Raw genomic sequence first — 16948 nt, forward strand, 5'->3', positions numbered from 1 at the left:
ACCCCGATCGGAGTCTTCCGCTCCGTCGAACGACCCGTCTACGACACCCAGATGGCCGAACAACTCGACACCGCGATCGAACAACGCGGCAAGGGTGACCTGGCCGCACTGCTCGCCGGCGGGGACACCTGGACCGTCCGGACACCGGCATGAACCGGCACGAGGGAACACCGGTCCTCGAGGACCGTGCAACTTTGGACGGATGGGCCCGCTTCGGGGCTCGACATACAGTTCGGCACGTGACCGTCCTCGAATCTCCACGCCTTTCACCCGTCGCGTCCCTCTTCTCCGTCGTCCGCCACTGCGTCGCCGAGGCCCGGCCCGTAGTGCAACTCGTGTTCCTCACACGGTTCTTACTCGGTGCGCTGTGCGCCTCGGCCGGCGGCCGCGACGGGTCGGTGCGCGGTGTGGTGCTCGGAGCGGTGTCGCTGTGCTGCGCGGTGATGGCCACGTACCTGCTCAACGGCGTCATGGACGTCACCGAGGACCGGATCAACGGCTCGCAGCGGCCGATCGCTCGCGGTGACCTGTCGACCCGGACGGGCGGCCGAGTGGTGGTCGGGTGCGCCGTGGCCGCGCTCCTGGTGGGCTCCCTCGTCCCGGGGATGGCCTGGCTCGTCGCCCTCCTGCTGCTGCTGGGCTGCGCCTACTCGGTGCCACCCGTGGCCGCGAAGCGGCGGACCGACACCAGCGCGGCCGTGGTGATCGCCGCCGGACTCGTCACCTACGTGGCGGGGGCGGTGGCCGGCGGCGGCGGCATCGCGACCGGGCCCCTCGTCTTCTGCGGCGTACTCGCGCTGTGGATGGGGGCCGTCGGCGCCGTCTCCAAGGACCTGAGCGACATCCGCGGGGACGCGGCGGCCGGTCGCTCCACCTTCGCCGTGGTGCACGGCGAGCGGGCCACCCGGCTGCTCGTGGCGGTTTCCGCTCCCGCCCTGGCGGCGGCCGGACTCGCTGTCGCCCTGCTGGGCGACCCGGTGGTGCTGGCGGGTGCGGTGCCGCTGGCGGTGGGCGCGGGATGCGTGACCCTGTGCTGCCTGCGCCCGTCCCCGTCCCGCGCCCGCGCCCCCTACCAGGCGTTCATGGTCACGCAGTACGCCGCCAACCTCGGCCTCGCCGTCGGCCTGCTGGCCCTGGGGGGTCGCTGATGGGGACCCCCAGGGCCAGCGTCCGGCCCGGTCCGGTCAGCGGCCGATCAGACGGGCGGCCAGGGCCTTGTTGACCGCGTCGAGCCGGGTGGTGGCGTCCAGCTTGGCGAAGATGTTGCACAGGTGGCGTTTGACCGTTCCCTCGGTGATGCCGAGCCGTCGGCCGATCTGCCGGTTGCTCATGGCCTGGGCCACGCATTCGAGCACTTCGCGTTCGCGTGAGGTGAGCGTGGTCGCCGGCTCCGGGCCGTGACCCGCGCGGAGCCGGCCGACGGGCCGGGGAGTGAACACCGTGCTGCCCCCCGCCACCGTGCTGTGGATGGCGGAGAGCAGCATCTCGCGGCTGGCCGACTTGTGGAGGTAGCTGAACGCGCCGTCGGCGAGCAAGGACTGCACCAGATCGTCGTCGTCGTGCATGGTGAGCACCACGACACGGGTCCCGGGGGCGACAGCCCTGATCTGCCGCAGGGTCGCCAGCGGGCCGGGGCCCGGCATCTCCAGGTCGAGCAGGATGACATCGGGCTGGAGGGCCGCGGCCAGTTCCACCGTCGCCGGGCCGTCCGCGGCCTGGCCGACGACCTCCATGCCGGCCTCCTTGCCCAGCAGGGTGCACAGGGCGCTGCGGAGCAGGGTGTGGTCGTCGGCGGCGAGGATGCGGATGGGTGCGGTGTCGCTCATGCGCTGATCCCGACCGCGCCCTCGGCGTATTGGAGCGGAACGCGGAACTGCACGGACGTTCCCTGGCCGCCCGGGCTCGTGATCGTCAGGGTTCCGCCCAGAGCCGCGATCCGCTCGCGCATGGAGGCCAGACCGTTCCCCCGGAGCGGGGCCGCTTTCCGGACGCCGATGCCCTTGCCGTTGTCGGTGACCCGGGCCTCCAGGACGTGCGGGGCGACGGTGACCCGTACGCATACGTGGGAGGCGCCGGAGTGCGCGAAGGCGTTGCGCAGACACTCCCGGGTGACCAGGAAGATCTCGTCGAGGTGCAGGGGCGGCAGCCGGTCGGCCTCGCCCCGTACCTGGATGTCCACCTCGGTTCCGGCCGGGCGGGACACCGCCGCGTAGGCCGCCAGCTGCTCCTGCAGGCCGGCGCCCGTCCGTGGCAGTCGCAGGCCGCTGACGAGTTCGCGGACGAAGCCGAAGGTGTCCAGCAGGGCGGCCTTGGCGGACTCCACCCGGTCGGGCGCGTTCTCCGGCCGGCCCTGTTCCAGCTCGTGAAGCTCCAGATAACGCAGAGCGAGTCCGAGATTGCTGCCGATCCGGTCGTGGATCTCCAGGGCCACCCGGGAGCTCTTGGCGGCGGTGATGCGGTTGACGCCGCGCATCAGGAAGGCGTCGTAGCCTATTTCGGCCGCCTCCACCCGGGCGTCGAGCGCCCGGTGAAGAGCGGTGATCCCCGCGTGCATACGGGGCAGTGCCTGTTCGGCGCTCATATCGGCCAGCATCCCCGGCAACGCGTCGAGAATGACGTTCCTCAGCACACGGGCGGCCTTGAGCGACTCCCTCGCCGGGATGTGCTGGATGGCGCGCCGCGCGCCCAGCTCCATCGAGGCGAATTCGGCGTCGAGTTGCTGCGGGGGGAGTTCCGAACAATTGTCGTGGACGGCGTGCTGGCACTCCGCCAGGATGTTCCGTGCCTGCTGCTCGCATTCGAACCACACGGCCTCGTCCAGGGTGAGGATGCTCCCCTCGGCGCGAAGTGCGTCGGCGTAGGCGGAAATCACTGCGTCTGTGACCTCTGGTGAGCAGATTTTGCATCCCGGTGCGGTCATGGCTGTTTTCCCCCGTTTGTGTGATCCGCGACCCCCGATAGGTGGGTGAAGGGCTCGCGGCCCTACGACGTCTCTTGATCATCATACGTGCGCATGTGTCAGCTACCTGGATGATTTTGTGATCGTAGGGTTACACACCGCCTTCCTTCGGGAAGCGCGAGAGTCGCGGCCCACAGCCTTTCCCCGGTCCGGCGGCGACGCTGCCGTCCAGGCCGGGGGACGATATCCGGTCGAAGTCGTCGTGATGGGCCCCGGGGCGCCGTTGCCTCCGGGGCTCTTTGTGACCCTGGAATTCGCCAGTGAGGGAAGGCGTCACCGCCCCGCCGTGACAGGCTCCCAGCGGTTTCTGGAACCGTCGGTGACGACCTGTCCGAAGACGACGTCGGCGAAGTGACCGCCGAATCCCAGTGTGTCGGGCCGCGCCAGTTCCTTCAGGATCCGCAGCCGCGTCTCCACGGCGACCTGCCGGCCGGAGTCGACCAGCACCCGCCACTCCGGGTGCTCGACCTGGGCGGCACTGTGCATGGCGTCGCCGATGACGACCAGCCGCCGGCCGCCCGAGGTGATGATGTACGAGGTGTGGCCCTCCGTGTGCCCGGGCGTGGCCCAGGCGGTGACGCCGGGGAACACCTCCTCGCCGTCCGTCACGCCGACGGCCCGGTCCTGGAGGAGCCGGGCGAGAGAGGGTGAGAACGTGCCGCGCCAGTGCGTCCACTCGTGCGCCGAGGTGACGTACCGCGCGTCGGGGAAGAAGAGTCCGGTGCCGTCGGCGGCAGGCGCGAAGGCCCAGCCCACATGGTCCTCGTGCAGGTGGGTGAAGGCGATCGTGTCGATCGCCTGCGGGCTCACGCCGCACTCGGAGAGCCCCGCGGGCAGCCGGCCCCCTTCCTCGGCGCCGAGGAAGGGGTAGCTGTCGGCGGCCTCGGTCCGGCGCCGCCCGTAACCGGTGTCGATGAGCAGGGTCCGGCCGCGGTACTCCACCAGCAGCCCCCCGACCGACGCCACCAGGCAGCCGTCGTCGTCGAGGTGACCGGAATGGCGCGCCCAGGTCCCCTCGGTGGTGGCCGGAAACCACGCTCGGGGGATGAGCTGGACGAAACCGTCCGCGAGGTAGGTCAGACGGTGCTCACCCAAGGTAAGCGAACGGACCGGTGAGAACCGGCGGAACCGCTCGCCGTGCTCGGCGCGGTGGTTGCTCGGGGCGTCGGCCGGCCGCTGCGGGGGAGGTGTGTCTAAAACCACGTCAACGACGGTAGATCGCTGCACGCGCATATATCAATATGCCGTTCACCACAGCCGACCCGATCCCTGCCGGACGGGCGAGGGGGCCCGGTGTCAGACGAACAGCGGTACCGGGTTCAGGTCCTCGTACGCCGTGGGTTCCGCGAGGCGGCCGAGGGCCACCGGTACGTCGAACAGGCGGCCCGGCGCGAAGCGGGACCAGAAGTGGCGCAGGCCCGGGACGATCACCTTCACCACCGGCAGCTCCAGGTCGGGGCGGCGCTGGTCGAGGACCAGGAGCTCCAGGCCCTTGGCGCGGACCAGGTCGGTGACCGCGCGGACGTCGTCCAGGAGGTCGGGGCGGTGCGGGGTGTGCCAGTGCCCGGGGGCGCGCGGTGCCGTCCGGGGATCGGGGGCCAGATAGGGCTGGTTGGCGAGCGTGGCGTGCTGCCACCAGTGGCGTGGTTCGGGGTCGTGGATCCGGTAGCCGGAGCCGTCGGGCCGTACGTCGCAGACCGCGGGCAGCAGCTGGCCCATCTCGGTGAGGGCGCGGCGCAGCGCGATCCGTGGGTCGAAGTGGGCGCCGAAGCCGAAGACGACGTCCTGGGCCGGCTTGTCGCGGCGGCGGGAGAGCGCCGCCATGACGGGGATGCCGAAGTCCGAGGTCAGGTCGAGGACCCAGAGGTCCCGGTGGACGCGCCGGTACCCGTCGCGCAGCCGCTCCACGTACGGCTCCGCGAACGCGTCCAGGTCGACCGCGGGCTGGCGGGTGCGGTTGTACCACCACAGGGCGACCGCGTCCCGCTCGACCAGTTCGAGGAAGCCCTGCAGGAGCGCGTCCTCGGGGCTGCTGCCGGCGGCGTTGCCGTTGGAGTCGGCCCACAGGCCGTCGCCGTGCTCCGGTGCCGTCCCGGCGCCCCCGAAGTAGAGCAGGGACGTGGGCAGCAGACGCCGGGTGTTGTGGGTCAGGGACCAGACGGGGGTCCAGTCGGTGGGCCGCTTCTCGTCGAAGGGGGCACTGACGTGCTGGAACCGGGAGTGCGTCGCGTTCCAGCGCTCCCGCTCGGCGAACTGGCGGTGCGCGTACAGCTGGCAGTCGTTCGGGTGCACGGCCACCGGGCCGAGATCGCGGTAGGAGGCCCGTATCACCGGCTCGTCGCCGTGCCGGGTCCCGCTGTAGCGTTCGACCGCCTCGCACAGGGCGCTGGTGCGGGCCTCCGTCTCGGTCAGGCCCTTGCCGCCGCTGAGCGCGCGCAGTCCGGAGCGCAGTCCGGCGAGCGTCGCGGACCCCATGGCGAGGTTGTGGCCGGAGACGTAGGAGGTCACGAAGTCGGGGCAGCCGCCCGCCGGTCTGATCTCCTTGACGACGCCGGTCACCGGGTTCACCAGACGGCCGTACCGGCTGAGCATCTGCTCTGCCGTCAGCGCCCGGTGGCCGCTGCCGTCGGTGACCGCCTTGGGGCGTGAGACGGGCCGGAACGGGGCGCGCACCTGCCGGGCGACCAGGCCGGGGTCCCCGCACTCGGGGCACTGCGGACGCCGGACCACCGGATGCGAGGCGGTGTGCAGCCGGACGGTGTCGAGGGTGCGGATGTGGCCCTGCTCCGGATCGCGCACCCCGGCCAGCCACTTCGCCGTCTCCAGGACGGCGATGCCGGCGGCCAGGGTGCGCCCGGCGGCCAGGGACGCGACGGGGCGGGGGAGCGGCCCGTCGAGCCCGAGGGCCCGCTGCACCGGCACCTCGGACCGGCGGTGCCCGCGCAGACGTACGGAAAGACAGTGCCAGCAGGGGCTCTCGGTGTCCGCGGGCCGGAACACCGGGCCGACCCAGGGCTCCGCGCCGCACAGTGCGGCCAGCAGCCAGGGCCGTCCGGAGGCGCGGTGCGCGGCGTCCACCGCGGCGAGCTGCGGTGCCAGGTAGTCGTCGCACAGGACGAGGGACAGGTCGGCGTCGCCTCGGGGCGGGGCGATGGTGATGCCCTCGGCGCGGCAGGCCGAGACCACGGCGGCCGAGGAGACTCCGGGCAGCGCCTCGACCGCGACGGTGGCGCCCGCGAGGGCGGTCGTGGCGCGGCCGCCGTCCAGGCCGATCAGGTCCCAGTACGCCTCGGCCGCCGGGTCCGTGTGCTGATGCCCGGGGGCGCTCCAGCGCAGGAGGCCCGCGCCGTCCAGGGCCCGCAGCGCCGCCTCCGCGTCCTCGTCGCCGAGGATCGGGGCGGCCTCGCTGAGCACGGCCCGCGGGCTGCGCGAGCCGTCGAGGAGCGGTACGAGGACCTCGGCCTGGGGGCCGTGCAGTGCCGTCACGCCGCGGCGCGACACCAGGTACGTGGCGTCGTCCGGCAGGGTCGTGGGGCGCAGATGGCTCTTGAAACCCACCAGGACACCGTCCCCCGCGTCGAGCACGGGGGACCGGTGCGTCCGTCCTGACCGGTCCGTCCGTCCTTCGGGAGGCGTCATGCGTCGAGCCGTCCCGCTCTCCGCGCGACGGCCGGGACGGCGGCCTCGGCCTGGATGCAGAACGTGGAGAGCGCGACCGTGTCCGCCACCGAGTCCAGCTCCTCGATCACGAGGGCGGCCCGGGCGGGGCGGGGGGAAACGCTGCCGTCGGCGCCGACGGCCTTCAGCTGGATGCCGGAGGAAAGCATGTTCATGACAGATATGTCCCTGTTGGTAGGCGGCGGTGTGTTGCCGTTCCTCGGATGTGCTGTGTGGTGTTCCTGGGAACGATTCTGCGAAGTCCGCGCAACTGCGCCCAGTGCCGGTGTCATCACTGCGAGATGAAGAATTCATGCGGCCGGGGAGCCGGGCGGCCTCAGGTGGCCCTTTAAGGCACCGCTTGATCACGGTGATCCGGAGGTGACCCCGTGGTTACGCTCCCGGGACCCCCCGACCCGCCCTGTCCGCGCGAGGAAGAAGGCCCCCGTGAATGCCGTGACCACAGCCCCGCCCTACGGCCAAGTGCTCCGGCTCGAAGAGCTGTTGAGCGCCGCCCGCGTCCACGACGACGACGTGGACCACGTCCTCTTCATGGCCACGCACCAGTCCTGCGAGATCCTCTTCGCCGTCGTCACCCGTCACCTGGAGGAGATCCGCGCGGCGCTCGACGCGGGCGACGCGGACCTGGCCGTACGCCGGGCCGTCCCGCTGCCCCGGATCATGTCCGTGCTGACCGGTCACTTCGATGTGCTGGCGGCCCTGACCCCGGCCGCGTTCGAGGACATCAGGACCGCCCTCGGCGACGCCAGCGGATTCCAGTCCGCGCAGTGGCGTGAGATCGAGTTCCTCTGCGGCCTGCGCGACACCCGCTACCTGACCACGGCCGGGTTCACCGAGCAGGACCGGGCCCGGCTGCTGCGCCGGCTGGAGGAGCGCTCGGTCGCCGCGGCCTACCGGGAGTTCGCCGACACCTGCGCGGACCGCGCCGCCGTCGAGCGGGTGCGCCTCGCCCTCCTGGAGTTCGACGAGGCCACGGCGGTCTGGCGGGCCCGGCACGGCGCACTCGCCGAGCGCTTCCTCGGCACCGCCGCCGGCACCGCCGGGTCCGAAGGCGCCGCCTACCTGTGGCGCGCCGCCCTGCGCAGGGCCCTGCCCGAGGTCTGGACCCCCCTGTCGTGACCGCCGGCACCGCCCGCACGGACCTCGACCGCGCCTACTCGCCCAGCTCGCGCGTCACCGACCTCGACGTCCACCTCACGCGGTACGCCACCGACAGCGCCCGGGCCCGCGCCGAGCTGCCCGTCCACCTGGACGTGCCCTGCGGCCCCCGGCCCGGCGAGCGGCTCGACCTGTTTCCGGCGGCCGACCCGGGCGCCCCGCTCTTCGTCTTCGTGCACGGCGGCTACTGGCAGGAGCTGAGCAAGTCCGAAGCCGCCTTCGCCGCCCGGGACTTCGTGGCCGCGGGCATCTCCTTCGCCGCGCTCGGGTACGGCCTCGCACCGCGTCACCGCATGCGCGACATCACCGCCGCCGTCAGCGACGCGCTGCACCGCATCGCCACCGGACGCGCCCGACTCCCCATCGAGCCCAGGGCCGTTCACCTCGGCGGCCACTCCGCCGGCGCCCACCTCGTCGCGAGCGCACTGCTCGACGCGCACGGCCGGCAGGCGCCCGGGACGTTCGCCTCCGCGACGCTGCTCAGCGGCATCTACGACCTGGAGCCCCTGCGGCACACCTACGTCAACGACGCCCTCGGCATGGACGCCGGCGAAGCCCGCGACTGCGGCCCGCTGCACCGCATGCCCGCCTGCCTGCCCCCGCTCGTCGTCGCCCTCGCGGAGAACGACACCGACGCGTTCGCCGCACAGCACCACCGCTTCGTGGCCGCGGCCCGTGCGGGCGGCACCGAGGTGACCGATCTCGTCGTCCCCGGACGCCACCACTTCGACCTCCCCTTCGATCTCGCCGATCCCGGCACGGTGCTGGGCGCCGCGGTGCTGCGGATCCGGTGATCCGGATGCGCCGGCCGCTGATCCAAGGGCTGCTGCCGCCGTACGCCGTCGGGGCCGAGACCCGCGCCGACGCCCCGGACGAGGTGCTGCACCCCGAGGAGCGGGCCGCGGTCGCGGGGGTGAGCGAGGGGCGGCGCCGGGAGTTCACCACGGTCCGCGGGTGTGCCCGGCACGCCCTGGCCACGCTCGGGCACGCCCCCGTACCCCTGGTCCCCGACCCGCGGGGCGTACCGTGCTGGCCGGACGGGGTCGTGGGCAGCATGACGCACTGCCGTGGGTACCGGGCCGCCGTGGTGGGGTGGCGGCGCGATGTGCGGGCCCTGGGCGTGGACGCCGAGCCGTCACGCCCGCTGCGCGAGGGGGTGCTGCGCACGGTCTCGCGGCCCGGGGAACGCGAGCGGATCGCCCTGTTGCAGGCGCAGCACCCGCAACTGGCCTGCTGGGACCGGCTGTTGTTCTGCGCCAAGGAAGCCGTGTTCAAGGCGTGGTTTCCGGACACCCGGCGCGAACTGGCCTTCCAGGACGTGGCGGTCACGTTCGGGGTGGCCGGACGGACCTTCCACGCCGCCGTGGTGGCCCCGGGAGGCCACCGCACCGGCCGCGACTTCGACGGCCGCTGGCTCGCCCAGGACGGGCTTCTCCTCGCGGTCGCCTTCGCCGGCGCGACTGACCGGTGAGTTTCGGCGGGGGCTTAAGGGCGTGGTGAGGGCGGCACCGCGATTTCTACGCTGGCGTCGCCCGGAAGTCCGCGCCGGTTCTCTCGTCCCGTTCGTCCCGTTGCCGTCTCAGGAGCAGCCATGGCCCACGTCCCGCACCCCAGCTCTGTGTCCGGCGCGGTGCGCCCCGTCGCGGAGGCGTCCGTCGTCCACATGATCCTCCGGCACGCGCGGACCCGGCCCGACGCCGTCGCGGTGCGTTCGGCCCGACGGCAGCTCACGTACCGGGAGTTGTGGCGCAGAGCCCTCGTCGTGGCGGCGGCCCTGGGCGAGGCCGGGGTCGGCGCGGGAGACCGGGTGGCGCTCCTCGCCGGCCGCAGCCCGGACACCGTGGTGGGCGCCCTCGCCGTGATGGCGCTCGGCGCGGCGTACGTGCCCATCGACCCCGAGCACCCGGGCGACCGTACCGCCGCCGTGCTCGCGGGCGCGGCCCCCGCCGCGCTGCTGCACTCCGGCCCGGACGCGACCGAGGACCTGTCCACGCCGGCGTCCCTGCCGTACGTCGACATCGCCGCCCTGCCGGACGCCGACGCGCCCGGTCGCAGCGGCACCCTGCCGGGCCCGGAGGACATCGCGTACGTCGTGTTCACCTCCGGCTCGACCGGCACGCCCAAGGGCGTCCAGGTGCCGCACGCCTCCCTCGCCAACTACGTCTCCTGGTGCGGCGACCTGGTCGGCTCCGCGGGCATGGGCAGCCCGCTGTTCGGCAGCCTCGGCTTCGACCTGGCGATGACCTCGCTGTGGGTGCCGCTCGCCCAGGGGCGCACCGTCGTGACCGTCGCCGGGCTGTGGGACCAGCAGACGCTGTTCGGCGAGCGCCCGGACGACCCGTACACCTTCGTGAAGATGACGCCCTCGCACGCGCGCTTCTTCGACGTCCTCGCCGAGCCGCCCCGTTACGACCGGGTGACACGGCTGCTCATGTTCGGGGGCGAGGGGCTCGACCCCGCGCTCGTCGCCTCCCTCGGCGACCGCCTCGACGGGGTCCGCCTCGTCAACCACTACGGCCCGACCGAGACCACCATCGGCTGCTGCGCGTTCCGCTTCGACCGTACGACGGTGCCCGCGACGCCCACCGTGCCGATCGGCCGGCCCGCCTGGAACACCCGGGCGTACGTCGTGGACGAGCAACTGCGTCCGGTACCGGCCGGCAGCCCCGGCGAACTGGTGATCGCCGGACGGGCGGTCGCCGCGGGCTATCTCGACCCGAAGCGGTCGAGGAACCGTTTCATCGACGAGGCCGAGCTGGGCGGGCCGGCCGGGCGCGCCTACCGCACGGGCGACATGGCGGAACTCCGCCCCGACGGCACCCTGCTCCACCTGGGCCGCGGTGACGACCAGTTGAAGGTCAACGGCCACCGGATCGAACTCGGCGAACTCCGCCACCACGTGCTGTCCGTGCCGGGCGTCGCCGACGCCGCCTTCGACATCGTGCGGGGCCCCATCGACACCCTGGAACTGTTCGTACGGCCCGTCGCGGCGGGCGCCGCCGGCGACCTGGCCGGCACGGTCCGCACCGCGCTCGCCTCGGTGCTGCCCTCGGCCCTGGTGCCCGAGGCCGTGTACACGGTGCCGGAGATCGTCGTGAACACCAACGGCAAGTGCGATGTGGCGGCGACGCGCTCGCTCGTGCTCGGGTAGGTCCGCTCCGGCGGCGTCAGTGAGTGGTCAGTGATTCGTCAGCGCGGGTCGAGATCCTGAAGATGCCCGGACGACACGAACGGGCGATCGAATCGGACACGACCTGGAGCGTGCGACGTGGCGAACCCCTTTGACGACCCGGACGGAACCTTCCTGGTGCTGGTCAACGACGAGGGCCAGCACTCCCTGTGGCCGGCCTTCGCGGAGCGCCCCGCCGGCTGGACGGTGGCCCTGGACGAGACCTCCCGCGACAAGGCGCTCGCGTATGTCGAGGAGCACTGGACCGACCTGCGCCCGCGCAGTCTGCGCGGCCCGTCCGCCGACGCCCCGGCCGCCTGACGGGTCCGGCCGGGTCGGGGCGAGGGAGCTGCGGTGACAGCGGTGGAATGGGCGATCGAGGCCGAGGGCCTGTACAAGCGGTACGACCGGCGGCAAGCGTGCGGCGGAGTCGATCTGGCGGTGGCCCCGGGCACCGTGCTCGGCCTGCTCGGCCCCAACGGGGCGGGCAAGACGACCACCGTCAGGATGCTCTCGACGCTGCTCGCACCCGACGGCGGCCGGGCCCGGGTGGCCGGGTACGACGTGGTGCGCGAGCCGGCCGAGGTGCGGCGGCGTATCGGGCTGGCCGGGCAGTACGCCGCGGTGGACGACATGCTCACCGGGCGGGAGAACCTGGCCCTCATCGGCACCCTGAGCCATCTGGGGCGCCGTGCCGCGCGCGCCCGGGCGGCCGAGTTGCTCGACCGGTTCGAGCTGACCGCCGCCGCCGACCGCCCGGCGCGCACGTACTCGGGCGGCATGCGACGCCGCCTCGACCTGGCCGCCTGTCTGGTGGCCACCCCGGCGGTCCTCTTCCTGGACGAGCCGACCACGGGTCTCGACCCGGTCAGCCGATCCCAACTCTGGGACGCGGTACGGGAGTTGGTCGCCGACGGCGTGACCGTGCTGCTGACCACCCAGTACCTGGAAGAGGCCGACGTCCTCGCCGACCGGATCGCGGTCATCGACACCGGCCGCGTCATCGCCGAGGGCACCCCCGAGGAGCTGAAGCGCACGGCGGGCGAGGAGCGGCTGGAGGTGTCCCTCACCCGGCCGGACAGCGTGGCCCGGGCCGCCGAGGCACTGCGCCGCGTCGCCCCCGGTGAGCCCTCGGTGGACACCGAGGACGGCACCGTGTCGATCGTGCTGAGCGACGGCATGGAGAGCATCGAGGCCGCCGCGGCCGCGCTGCGGCAGGCGGACGTCACCGTCGCCGACTTCGCCCTGCGCAGGCCCACTCTGGACGACGTGTTCGTCTCTGTCACCGGCAAGTCGGTCTAGACGTACGGCAACCGACGCCAGCAGCACATCCACGGGGGCTTTCCCATGCAACGCATCCACTTCACCCCTGCCGATTTCGCCCGGGTCCGGCTGCGCGCGACCGCCGGCCCGCTCGTGGAGAGCGCCTTCGCGCACGGGCTGCTCGGGCGCGGCGTCAGCGCGCCGTTCGCCCGCTGGCGCAGCCAGGTCGGGGAGCGGCTGACCCAGTGGCCGCTGCCGCTGACCGGCGGCAGCGCCGCGCCCGGCCTCGACGGACTGCTCGACCTCATCGAGCGCAGCGCCCGCAGCGTCAGCACCGAGGCATCCGCCGCCGGTACGGCACCCGGGCCGCTCTTCCATCCCGCGGCCGGCGACCTGTCCCTGGTGTGGCGGACCGCCGTGGCCCCTTACTGGGAGCACCTGCTGCACTACCTGGAGGCCGAGTGCGAGGCCCGTGGCCGCGTACTGATGGCCGGCGGGGTCGAACTGCTCCTGGCCACCCTCCACTCGAAGATCACCTGGCGGGCTCCGGTGCTGGAGGTCGCGGACGGCCCGGACGAGGACGTCAGCCTCGACGGCCGCGGCCTGGTCCTCACACCGTCCGTGTTCCTGGCCCACCGGCCGGGCCGGATCACCCGCCGGCGCGCCGAGAACGGCCCGGTCGTGCTCGCGTTCGCCGCGCCGCCCGACAGCCACCAGGCCGCCGGGCTGTGGGACGAACCCGACGACAGCGGGCAGTCGCTCGGCGCGCTGGTCGGACAGACCCGGGCGGCCGCGCTGCACGCCCTGCGCAGCAGCTGTACGACCAGTCAGCTGGCGGACCGGCTCGGCATCTCGGCGGCGGGCGCCAGCCAGCACACCGCGGTGCTGCGCCGTGCCGGCCTCATCACGACCCGCCGCATCCGCAACATGGTGCTGCACACCCTGACCCCGCTCGGCGTGGCCCTCCTCAAGGGCATGTCCCCGCGCCCGGCGACCCCCACCGCCGTACGCACCCCGGCTCGCCGCCGTCCGGCGGCTGCGGTGGTACGGCACCGGGACCCGCGCCCGGTGGTCGACCTGACGGCACGCACGACTCCGGCGGCCTGAGGGACCCGGCCCGCCAAAGGGTCCCGCCAAAGGCCCCGCCAAAGGGCCCCGCCAAAAAGCTTCCGCCAAAAGGTGGCGCCCGGCACGGATGTCCGTGCCGGGCGCCACTGTCGTGCGCAGGGGAGCCTCGTCACTCCTTGATGCCCGCCATGTCCCCGGGCCGTCCCCGCAGCACCGCCCCCGCCGCCAGCAGGGTCGTCGTCAGGGTCAGCGCCACCGCCCCGGCCAGCACCAGGACGAGGATCCAGGGAGAGCCACCGGGCAGCGCGGTGCCGAGGACACTCATGCTCAGCGGCACCAGCGTGGCCACGGCGACCAGGAGGCCGAGGACGATGCCGGCCAGCGCCACCAGGGACGCCTCCACCGTCATCATGTGCAGGACCTGCCGGCGCGTGGCCCCGACGAGCCGCTGCAGCATGAACTCCTTGCGCCGCTCGGTCGTCGCGAGGACCTGCGTGTTGATCAGGGCGAGCGTCGCGTAGCCGACGACGACACCGAGGACCAGGTACGCCATCCACGCCTGCGTGTCGTCCGCCTGGGCCCGCGCCTCGGTCAGCACCTCCGTCCCGCTCACCTGCAGGCCGGGCTGCTGCGCGGCCAGCTTCGACAGGTTCTCGGTCAGCTGGGCCGCCGTCGTGCCGGCGGCGGCGCTCACCATGATCTGCGGGACGAGCCCGCCGTCGGTGTGCCCGAGGAGCACCGACGCCGGGACCAGCGCGGTCTCGTACCCACGCCGCCCGTCGACGGTGGCGACCAGCTTCAGCTTGACCTGCGTACCGTCACCGAGACGCAGGGGCACCATGTCGCCGAGCTTCCGTTCCTCGGCGTACCGGGTGGGAAGAGCGACGGAGTCCCCGTTCAGCGCGGTGAGGCTGCCGCTCTCGGCGCGGTACGCCGTCGTACGGTCCAGGCCCTGGGGCGTGACGCCCTGCAGCGACAGCTCGGTGGGCTGCGGACCCTTGTCCGCACCGTCGGCCGGCCGCATCGGCTGGTCCGGCTCGATGTACCCGGTCGTGGGGATCTGCGCGGACGCCGCCGCCACGCCCGGCTGCTTCCGGACGGTGTCGACCAGGTCGAGCGGCAGCCCGCCGGAGGCCGACGTCACGACGACGTCCGCGCGCAGGTTCTCGTCGAACGCCTTCTCGGCGCCCTGGGACTGTGTCGTCTGCATGTAGATCAGACCGATGGCCAGACCGCTCGCCAGCATGACCGGCATCACGGCGGAGGCGAGCCGGGCGGTGCGTGCCCGCGCGTTGTGCGCGGCCAGCTCACCGGCGAGCCCCGACAGCTTGCCGACGGGACGGCGCAGCACGGCCACCATGGCGCGTACGACGACGGGACCGAGCAGCCCGAACGCCGCCGCCCACACCATCGCCGCCGGAGTGGCGACGCCGGCCGCGTCGGGCCCCGCCGAACCCGCGGTGCCCCAGGCGAGAGCGGCGCCCCCGACCAGGCACAACAGCCCGACGACCAGCCGGAACGCGCTGAACCACCGGCGCTGCAGCGTGGCCTCGGCCAGCGCTTCGGTCGGCCGGGTCCGCGCCGCGGACTGCGCCGCGATGTACGCCGAGCCGATCGCGGTGAGCAGGGCCGTACCGACACCGGCGATCACCGGGACGGATCCGGCCCGGTACGCGATCGAGTCGGGTACGACGCCCGCGTCCGCGAACGCGTCCAGGAGCCAGTGCCCGAACCGGGGTCCGGGGATGATCGCGAGCCCGGTGGCGACGACGGCCAGGACGAGGGTCTCGCCGAGGATGAGCCGGCGCAGCTGCCCCGGCGTGGAACCGATCGTGCGCAGCAGGGCCATCTCGCGCTGCCGCTGCTGGATGGAGAGACCGAGCGTGCTCGCCACCACGAAGATCGTGACCATCGCCGACAGACCGCCGAAGGCGGCGGCGAGCGGGATCAGGTCGCTGCCGTCGGACACCACGTCCGGGTTCTCGGCGCGGCCGCGGTCGTCCCCGGTCAGCACGGTGACCGGGGCGTCCCCGACGACCTCGCGGACGGCGGAGGCCACCTGCTGCGGGTCCGCGCCGGACGCCGGGAAGACGCCGATGTTGTCGGTCTTTCCGACGAGGTCCGCGACCGTGGCGGCCTCGGCGTCCTCGAGGAAGACGTCACCGCCGGCGTCGGGGCCGGTGGCCAGGCCCGAGATCCGGTAGCTGTGCTCGGTGCCGTGGACGAGGAGCCGGATCCGCTCGCCGGTCCTCAGGCCCGTACGGTCGGCGAGGGCCTTGCCCAGGACGATCTGGCCGTCCGCGGTGGGTGCCGCCCCGTCGGTGAGCTTGTAGGGGGAGAGCCTGGCGGAGGACCAGCCGTGGCCGGTGACCTTGCCGCCCTTGGCCAGCGCGGCCGGGAACGACACGTCCTGGACCGCCGACCCGACGCCGGGGACCTTCGCGATCCTGTCCGTCAGCGCGGCGTCCATGCGCAGCCGCTCGGGGAAGACCAGCTCCTCCCGCGTGTACGTGTAGTTCTGGTCGCCGGTGACGACGATCGGCGCGGCGGCCAGCCGGTGCGGCGGCGCCGCGTTGTGGATGCCGGTCTCCAGGAGCCCGCCGGACCCGATGACGATGACGGCACCGGCGAACAGGGCCAGGAACGAGGCGATGAACCCGCCCTTGTGGAAGCGGAGGGTGCGCAGCGCGATCCTGATCATCGGCCCACCTCGTGTCCGGCCTGCCGGATCGCGAACGGGTCGCCCCACGTGCCCAGCTTCTGCATCTGCTCCGTGATCTGCTCCACGGTCGGCCGGTCCAGCGCACCGATGAGCCGGCCGTCGGCGAGGAAGACGACCCGGTCCGCGTACGCGGCGGCCACCGGATCGTGCGTGACCATCACGATGGTCTGGCCCACGACGTCCACCGACTGCCGCAGCAGGGCGAGGACCTCGGCGGCGGTACGGGTGTCCAGCGCGCCCGTCGGCTCGTCACCGAAGATCACCGCGGGGTTCGTGACCAGCGCCCGCGCGAGGGCGACGCGCTGCTGCTGACCACCGGACAGCTCACCGGGCCGGCTGCGCCGCTTGCCGGACAGGCCGACCTGCTCCAGCACCTGGTCGACCACGGCCTTCTTCGGGCGGGTGCCCGCGAGGCGCAGCGGAAGGGTCACGTTGTCGACCACGCTCAGCGCCGGCAGCAGGTTGAACGCCTGGAAGACGAAACCGATGCGCTCGCGGCGGAACTTGGTCAGGGCCTTCTCCCGGAGGGAGCCGATGTCCACCCCGTCCAGGTGCACGGAGCCCGAGGTCGGCCGGTCGAGGCCCGCGGCGCAGTGCAGGAACGTGGATTTGCCCGAGCCGGAGGGGCCCATGACGGCGGTGAACGTACCCCTCTCCAGGCTGATGCTGACGTTGTCGAGTGCCGTCACCCGGTTCTTCGATCCGCCGTAGAGTCTGCTGACGGAGTCGAGCCGGACGACCGGCTGGGCTGGCGGGTCCTGAGTCCCGATCATGGGCTGTCCTTAGGCCGTGAAAAGGGGGTGGCTGGGGTCGGAGGAGCGGGGGGGGGCCCCCCCGGGGTGGCGCGCCCCGCCCCCAGTTGTGCGGGGGTGGTTGGGCCGGGGGAGCAACACCCCAGCCCCTCCAAGAGAAGGGGATGCCCGCCCCGCCC

At 73.1% G+C, this 16948-nt stretch carries 15 protein-coding genes and 1 pseudogene; 9 read left to right on the plus strand and 7 right to left on the minus strand.

Annotation, left to right across the window (positions count from 1 at the left end; genetic code table 11):
* Nucleotides 1-153, plus strand: a pseudogene (locus tag ACZ4U1_RS31480) (2-oxoacid:ferredoxin oxidoreductase subunit beta); the annotation flags it as partial.
* Nucleotides 154-239: 86 nt separating this feature from the next.
* The gene (locus tag ACZ4U1_RS31485; RefSeq protein ID WP_467907562.1) at nucleotides 240-1148 is read left to right on the plus strand and encodes a UbiA family prenyltransferase; all 909 of its coding nucleotides are present in this window, start codon (nucleotides 240-242) and stop codon (nucleotides 1146-1148) included.
* A 36-nt stretch (nucleotides 1149-1184) separates the two neighbouring features.
* Here the strand turns inward: ACZ4U1_RS31485 and ACZ4U1_RS31490 are convergent, their stop codons facing one another.
* The 5 genes from ACZ4U1_RS31490 to ACZ4U1_RS31510 all read right to left on the minus strand — a co-directional run bounded on the left by ACZ4U1_RS31490 (nucleotide 1185) and on the right by ACZ4U1_RS31510 (nucleotide 6792).
* On the minus strand, nucleotides 1185-1826 hold the full coding sequence (locus ACZ4U1_RS31490; protein WP_467907563.1) for a response regulator: 642 nt from the start codon (nucleotides 1824-1826) through the stop codon (nucleotides 1185-1187).
* Complete coding sequence (locus ACZ4U1_RS31495) at nucleotides 1823-2872, minus strand: sensor histidine kinase (RefSeq protein ID WP_467907564.1); 1050 nt, start codon at nucleotides 2870-2872, stop codon at nucleotides 1823-1825. The genes ACZ4U1_RS31490 and ACZ4U1_RS31495 overlap by 4 nt, the downstream gene beginning before the upstream one ends.
* A gap of 360 nt (nucleotides 2873-3232) precedes the next feature.
* Nucleotides 3233-4162: an MBL fold metallo-hydrolase gene (locus tag ACZ4U1_RS31500; RefSeq protein ID WP_467907565.1), complete on the minus strand. Its 930-nt coding sequence runs from the start codon at nucleotides 4160-4162 to the stop codon at nucleotides 3233-3235.
* 93 nt (nucleotides 4163-4255) lie between these two features.
* The gene (locus ACZ4U1_RS31505) at nucleotides 4256-6598 is read right to left on the minus strand and encodes a TOMM precursor leader peptide-binding protein (protein ID WP_467907566.1); all 2343 of its coding nucleotides are present in this window, start codon (nucleotides 6596-6598) and stop codon (nucleotides 4256-4258) included.
* A complete protein-coding gene (locus ACZ4U1_RS31510; protein ID WP_467907567.1) occupies nucleotides 6595-6792 on the minus strand; it encodes a hypothetical protein in 198 nt (65 codons plus the stop codon). Before ACZ4U1_RS31510 ends, ACZ4U1_RS31505 begins: the two co-directional genes overlap by 4 nt.
* A gap of 271 nt (nucleotides 6793-7063) precedes the next feature.
* Between ACZ4U1_RS31510 and ACZ4U1_RS31515 the strand changes: the two genes are divergently transcribed.
* The 7 genes from ACZ4U1_RS31515 to ACZ4U1_RS31545 all read left to right on the plus strand — a co-directional run bounded on the left by ACZ4U1_RS31515 (nucleotide 7064) and on the right by ACZ4U1_RS31545 (nucleotide 13334).
* Nucleotides 7064-7756 (plus strand): tryptophan 2,3-dioxygenase family protein, encoded by a 693-nt coding sequence (locus ACZ4U1_RS31515; protein WP_467907568.1) that lies wholly within the window; start codon nucleotides 7064-7066, stop codon nucleotides 7754-7756.
* Nucleotides 7753-8589, plus strand: a complete 837-nt coding sequence (locus ACZ4U1_RS31520; protein ID WP_467907569.1) for an alpha/beta hydrolase — start codon at nucleotides 7753-7755, stop codon at nucleotides 8587-8589. The genes ACZ4U1_RS31515 and ACZ4U1_RS31520 overlap by 4 nt, the downstream gene beginning before the upstream one ends.
* Nucleotides 8590-8594: 5 nt before the next feature.
* Complete coding sequence (locus ACZ4U1_RS31525; protein ID WP_467907570.1) at nucleotides 8595-9266, plus strand: 4'-phosphopantetheinyl transferase family protein; 672 nt, start codon at nucleotides 8595-8597, stop codon at nucleotides 9264-9266.
* A gap of 120 nt (nucleotides 9267-9386) precedes the next feature.
* Nucleotides 9387-10946 carry an amino acid adenylation domain-containing protein gene (locus tag ACZ4U1_RS31530; protein WP_467907571.1) on the plus strand — a complete coding sequence of 520 codons (1560 nt, stop codon included), beginning with the start codon at nucleotides 9387-9389 and terminating at the stop codon, nucleotides 10944-10946.
* Between the two features lie 117 nt (nucleotides 10947-11063).
* On the plus strand, nucleotides 11064-11285 hold the full coding sequence (locus tag ACZ4U1_RS31535; RefSeq protein WP_189293990.1) for an MbtH family protein: 222 nt from the start codon (nucleotides 11064-11066) through the stop codon (nucleotides 11283-11285).
* A 42-nt stretch (nucleotides 11286-11327) separates the two neighbouring features.
* Entirely contained in the window at nucleotides 11328-12266 is a 939-nt protein-coding gene (locus ACZ4U1_RS31540; protein WP_467907765.1) for an ATP-binding cassette domain-containing protein, read from the plus strand.
* A 45-nt stretch (nucleotides 12267-12311) separates the two neighbouring features.
* Nucleotides 12312-13334: an ArsR/SmtB family transcription factor gene (locus tag ACZ4U1_RS31545; RefSeq protein WP_467907572.1), complete on the plus strand. Its 1023-nt coding sequence runs from the start codon at nucleotides 12312-12314 to the stop codon at nucleotides 13332-13334.
* Between the two features lie 130 nt (nucleotides 13335-13464).
* Here the strand turns inward: ACZ4U1_RS31545 and ACZ4U1_RS31550 are convergent, their stop codons facing one another.
* Together ACZ4U1_RS31550 and ACZ4U1_RS31555 are read right to left on the minus strand one after the other, a co-directional pair.
* Nucleotides 13465-15996: an FtsX-like permease family protein gene (locus ACZ4U1_RS31550; RefSeq protein WP_467907573.1), complete on the minus strand. Its 2532-nt coding sequence runs from the start codon at nucleotides 15994-15996 to the stop codon at nucleotides 13465-13467.
* Complete coding sequence (locus tag ACZ4U1_RS31555) at nucleotides 15993-16790, minus strand: ABC transporter ATP-binding protein (protein WP_467907574.1); 798 nt, start codon at nucleotides 16788-16790, stop codon at nucleotides 15993-15995. Before ACZ4U1_RS31555 ends, ACZ4U1_RS31550 begins: the two co-directional genes overlap by 4 nt.
* Nucleotides 16791-16948 lie beyond the last annotated feature (158 nt).

The sequence above is a fragment of the Streptomyces sp. NPDC028928 genome, assembly GCF_055564915.1.

Coding starts and splice junctions, on each gene's coding strand:
- ACZ4U1_RS31490 (WP_467907563.1), bottom strand. CDS start 1,826: ATGAGCGACACCGCACCCATCCGCATCCTCGCCGCCGACGACCACACC.
- ACZ4U1_RS31505 (WP_467907566.1), bottom strand. CDS start 6,598: ATGACGCCTCCCGAAGGACGGACGGACCGGTCAGGACGGACGCACCGG.
- ACZ4U1_RS31510 (WP_467907567.1), bottom strand. CDS start 6,792: ATGAACATGCTTTCCTCCGGCATCCAGCTGAAGGCCGTCGGCGCCGAC.
- ACZ4U1_RS31525 (WP_467907570.1), top strand. CDS start 8,595: ATGCGCCGGCCGCTGATCCAAGGGCTGCTGCCGCCGTACGCCGTCGGG.
- ACZ4U1_RS31530 (WP_467907571.1), top strand. CDS start 9,387: ATGGCCCACGTCCCGCACCCCAGCTCTGTGTCCGGCGCGGTGCGCCCC.
- ACZ4U1_RS31545 (WP_467907572.1), top strand. CDS start 12,312: ATGCAACGCATCCACTTCACCCCTGCCGATTTCGCCCGGGTCCGGCTG.
- ACZ4U1_RS31550 (WP_467907573.1), bottom strand. CDS start 15,996: ATGATCAGGATCGCGCTGCGCACCCTCCGCTTCCACAAGGGCGGGTTC.
- ACZ4U1_RS31555 (WP_467907574.1), bottom strand. CDS start 16,790: ATGATCGGGACTCAGGACCCGCCAGCCCAGCCGGTCGTCCGGCTCGAC.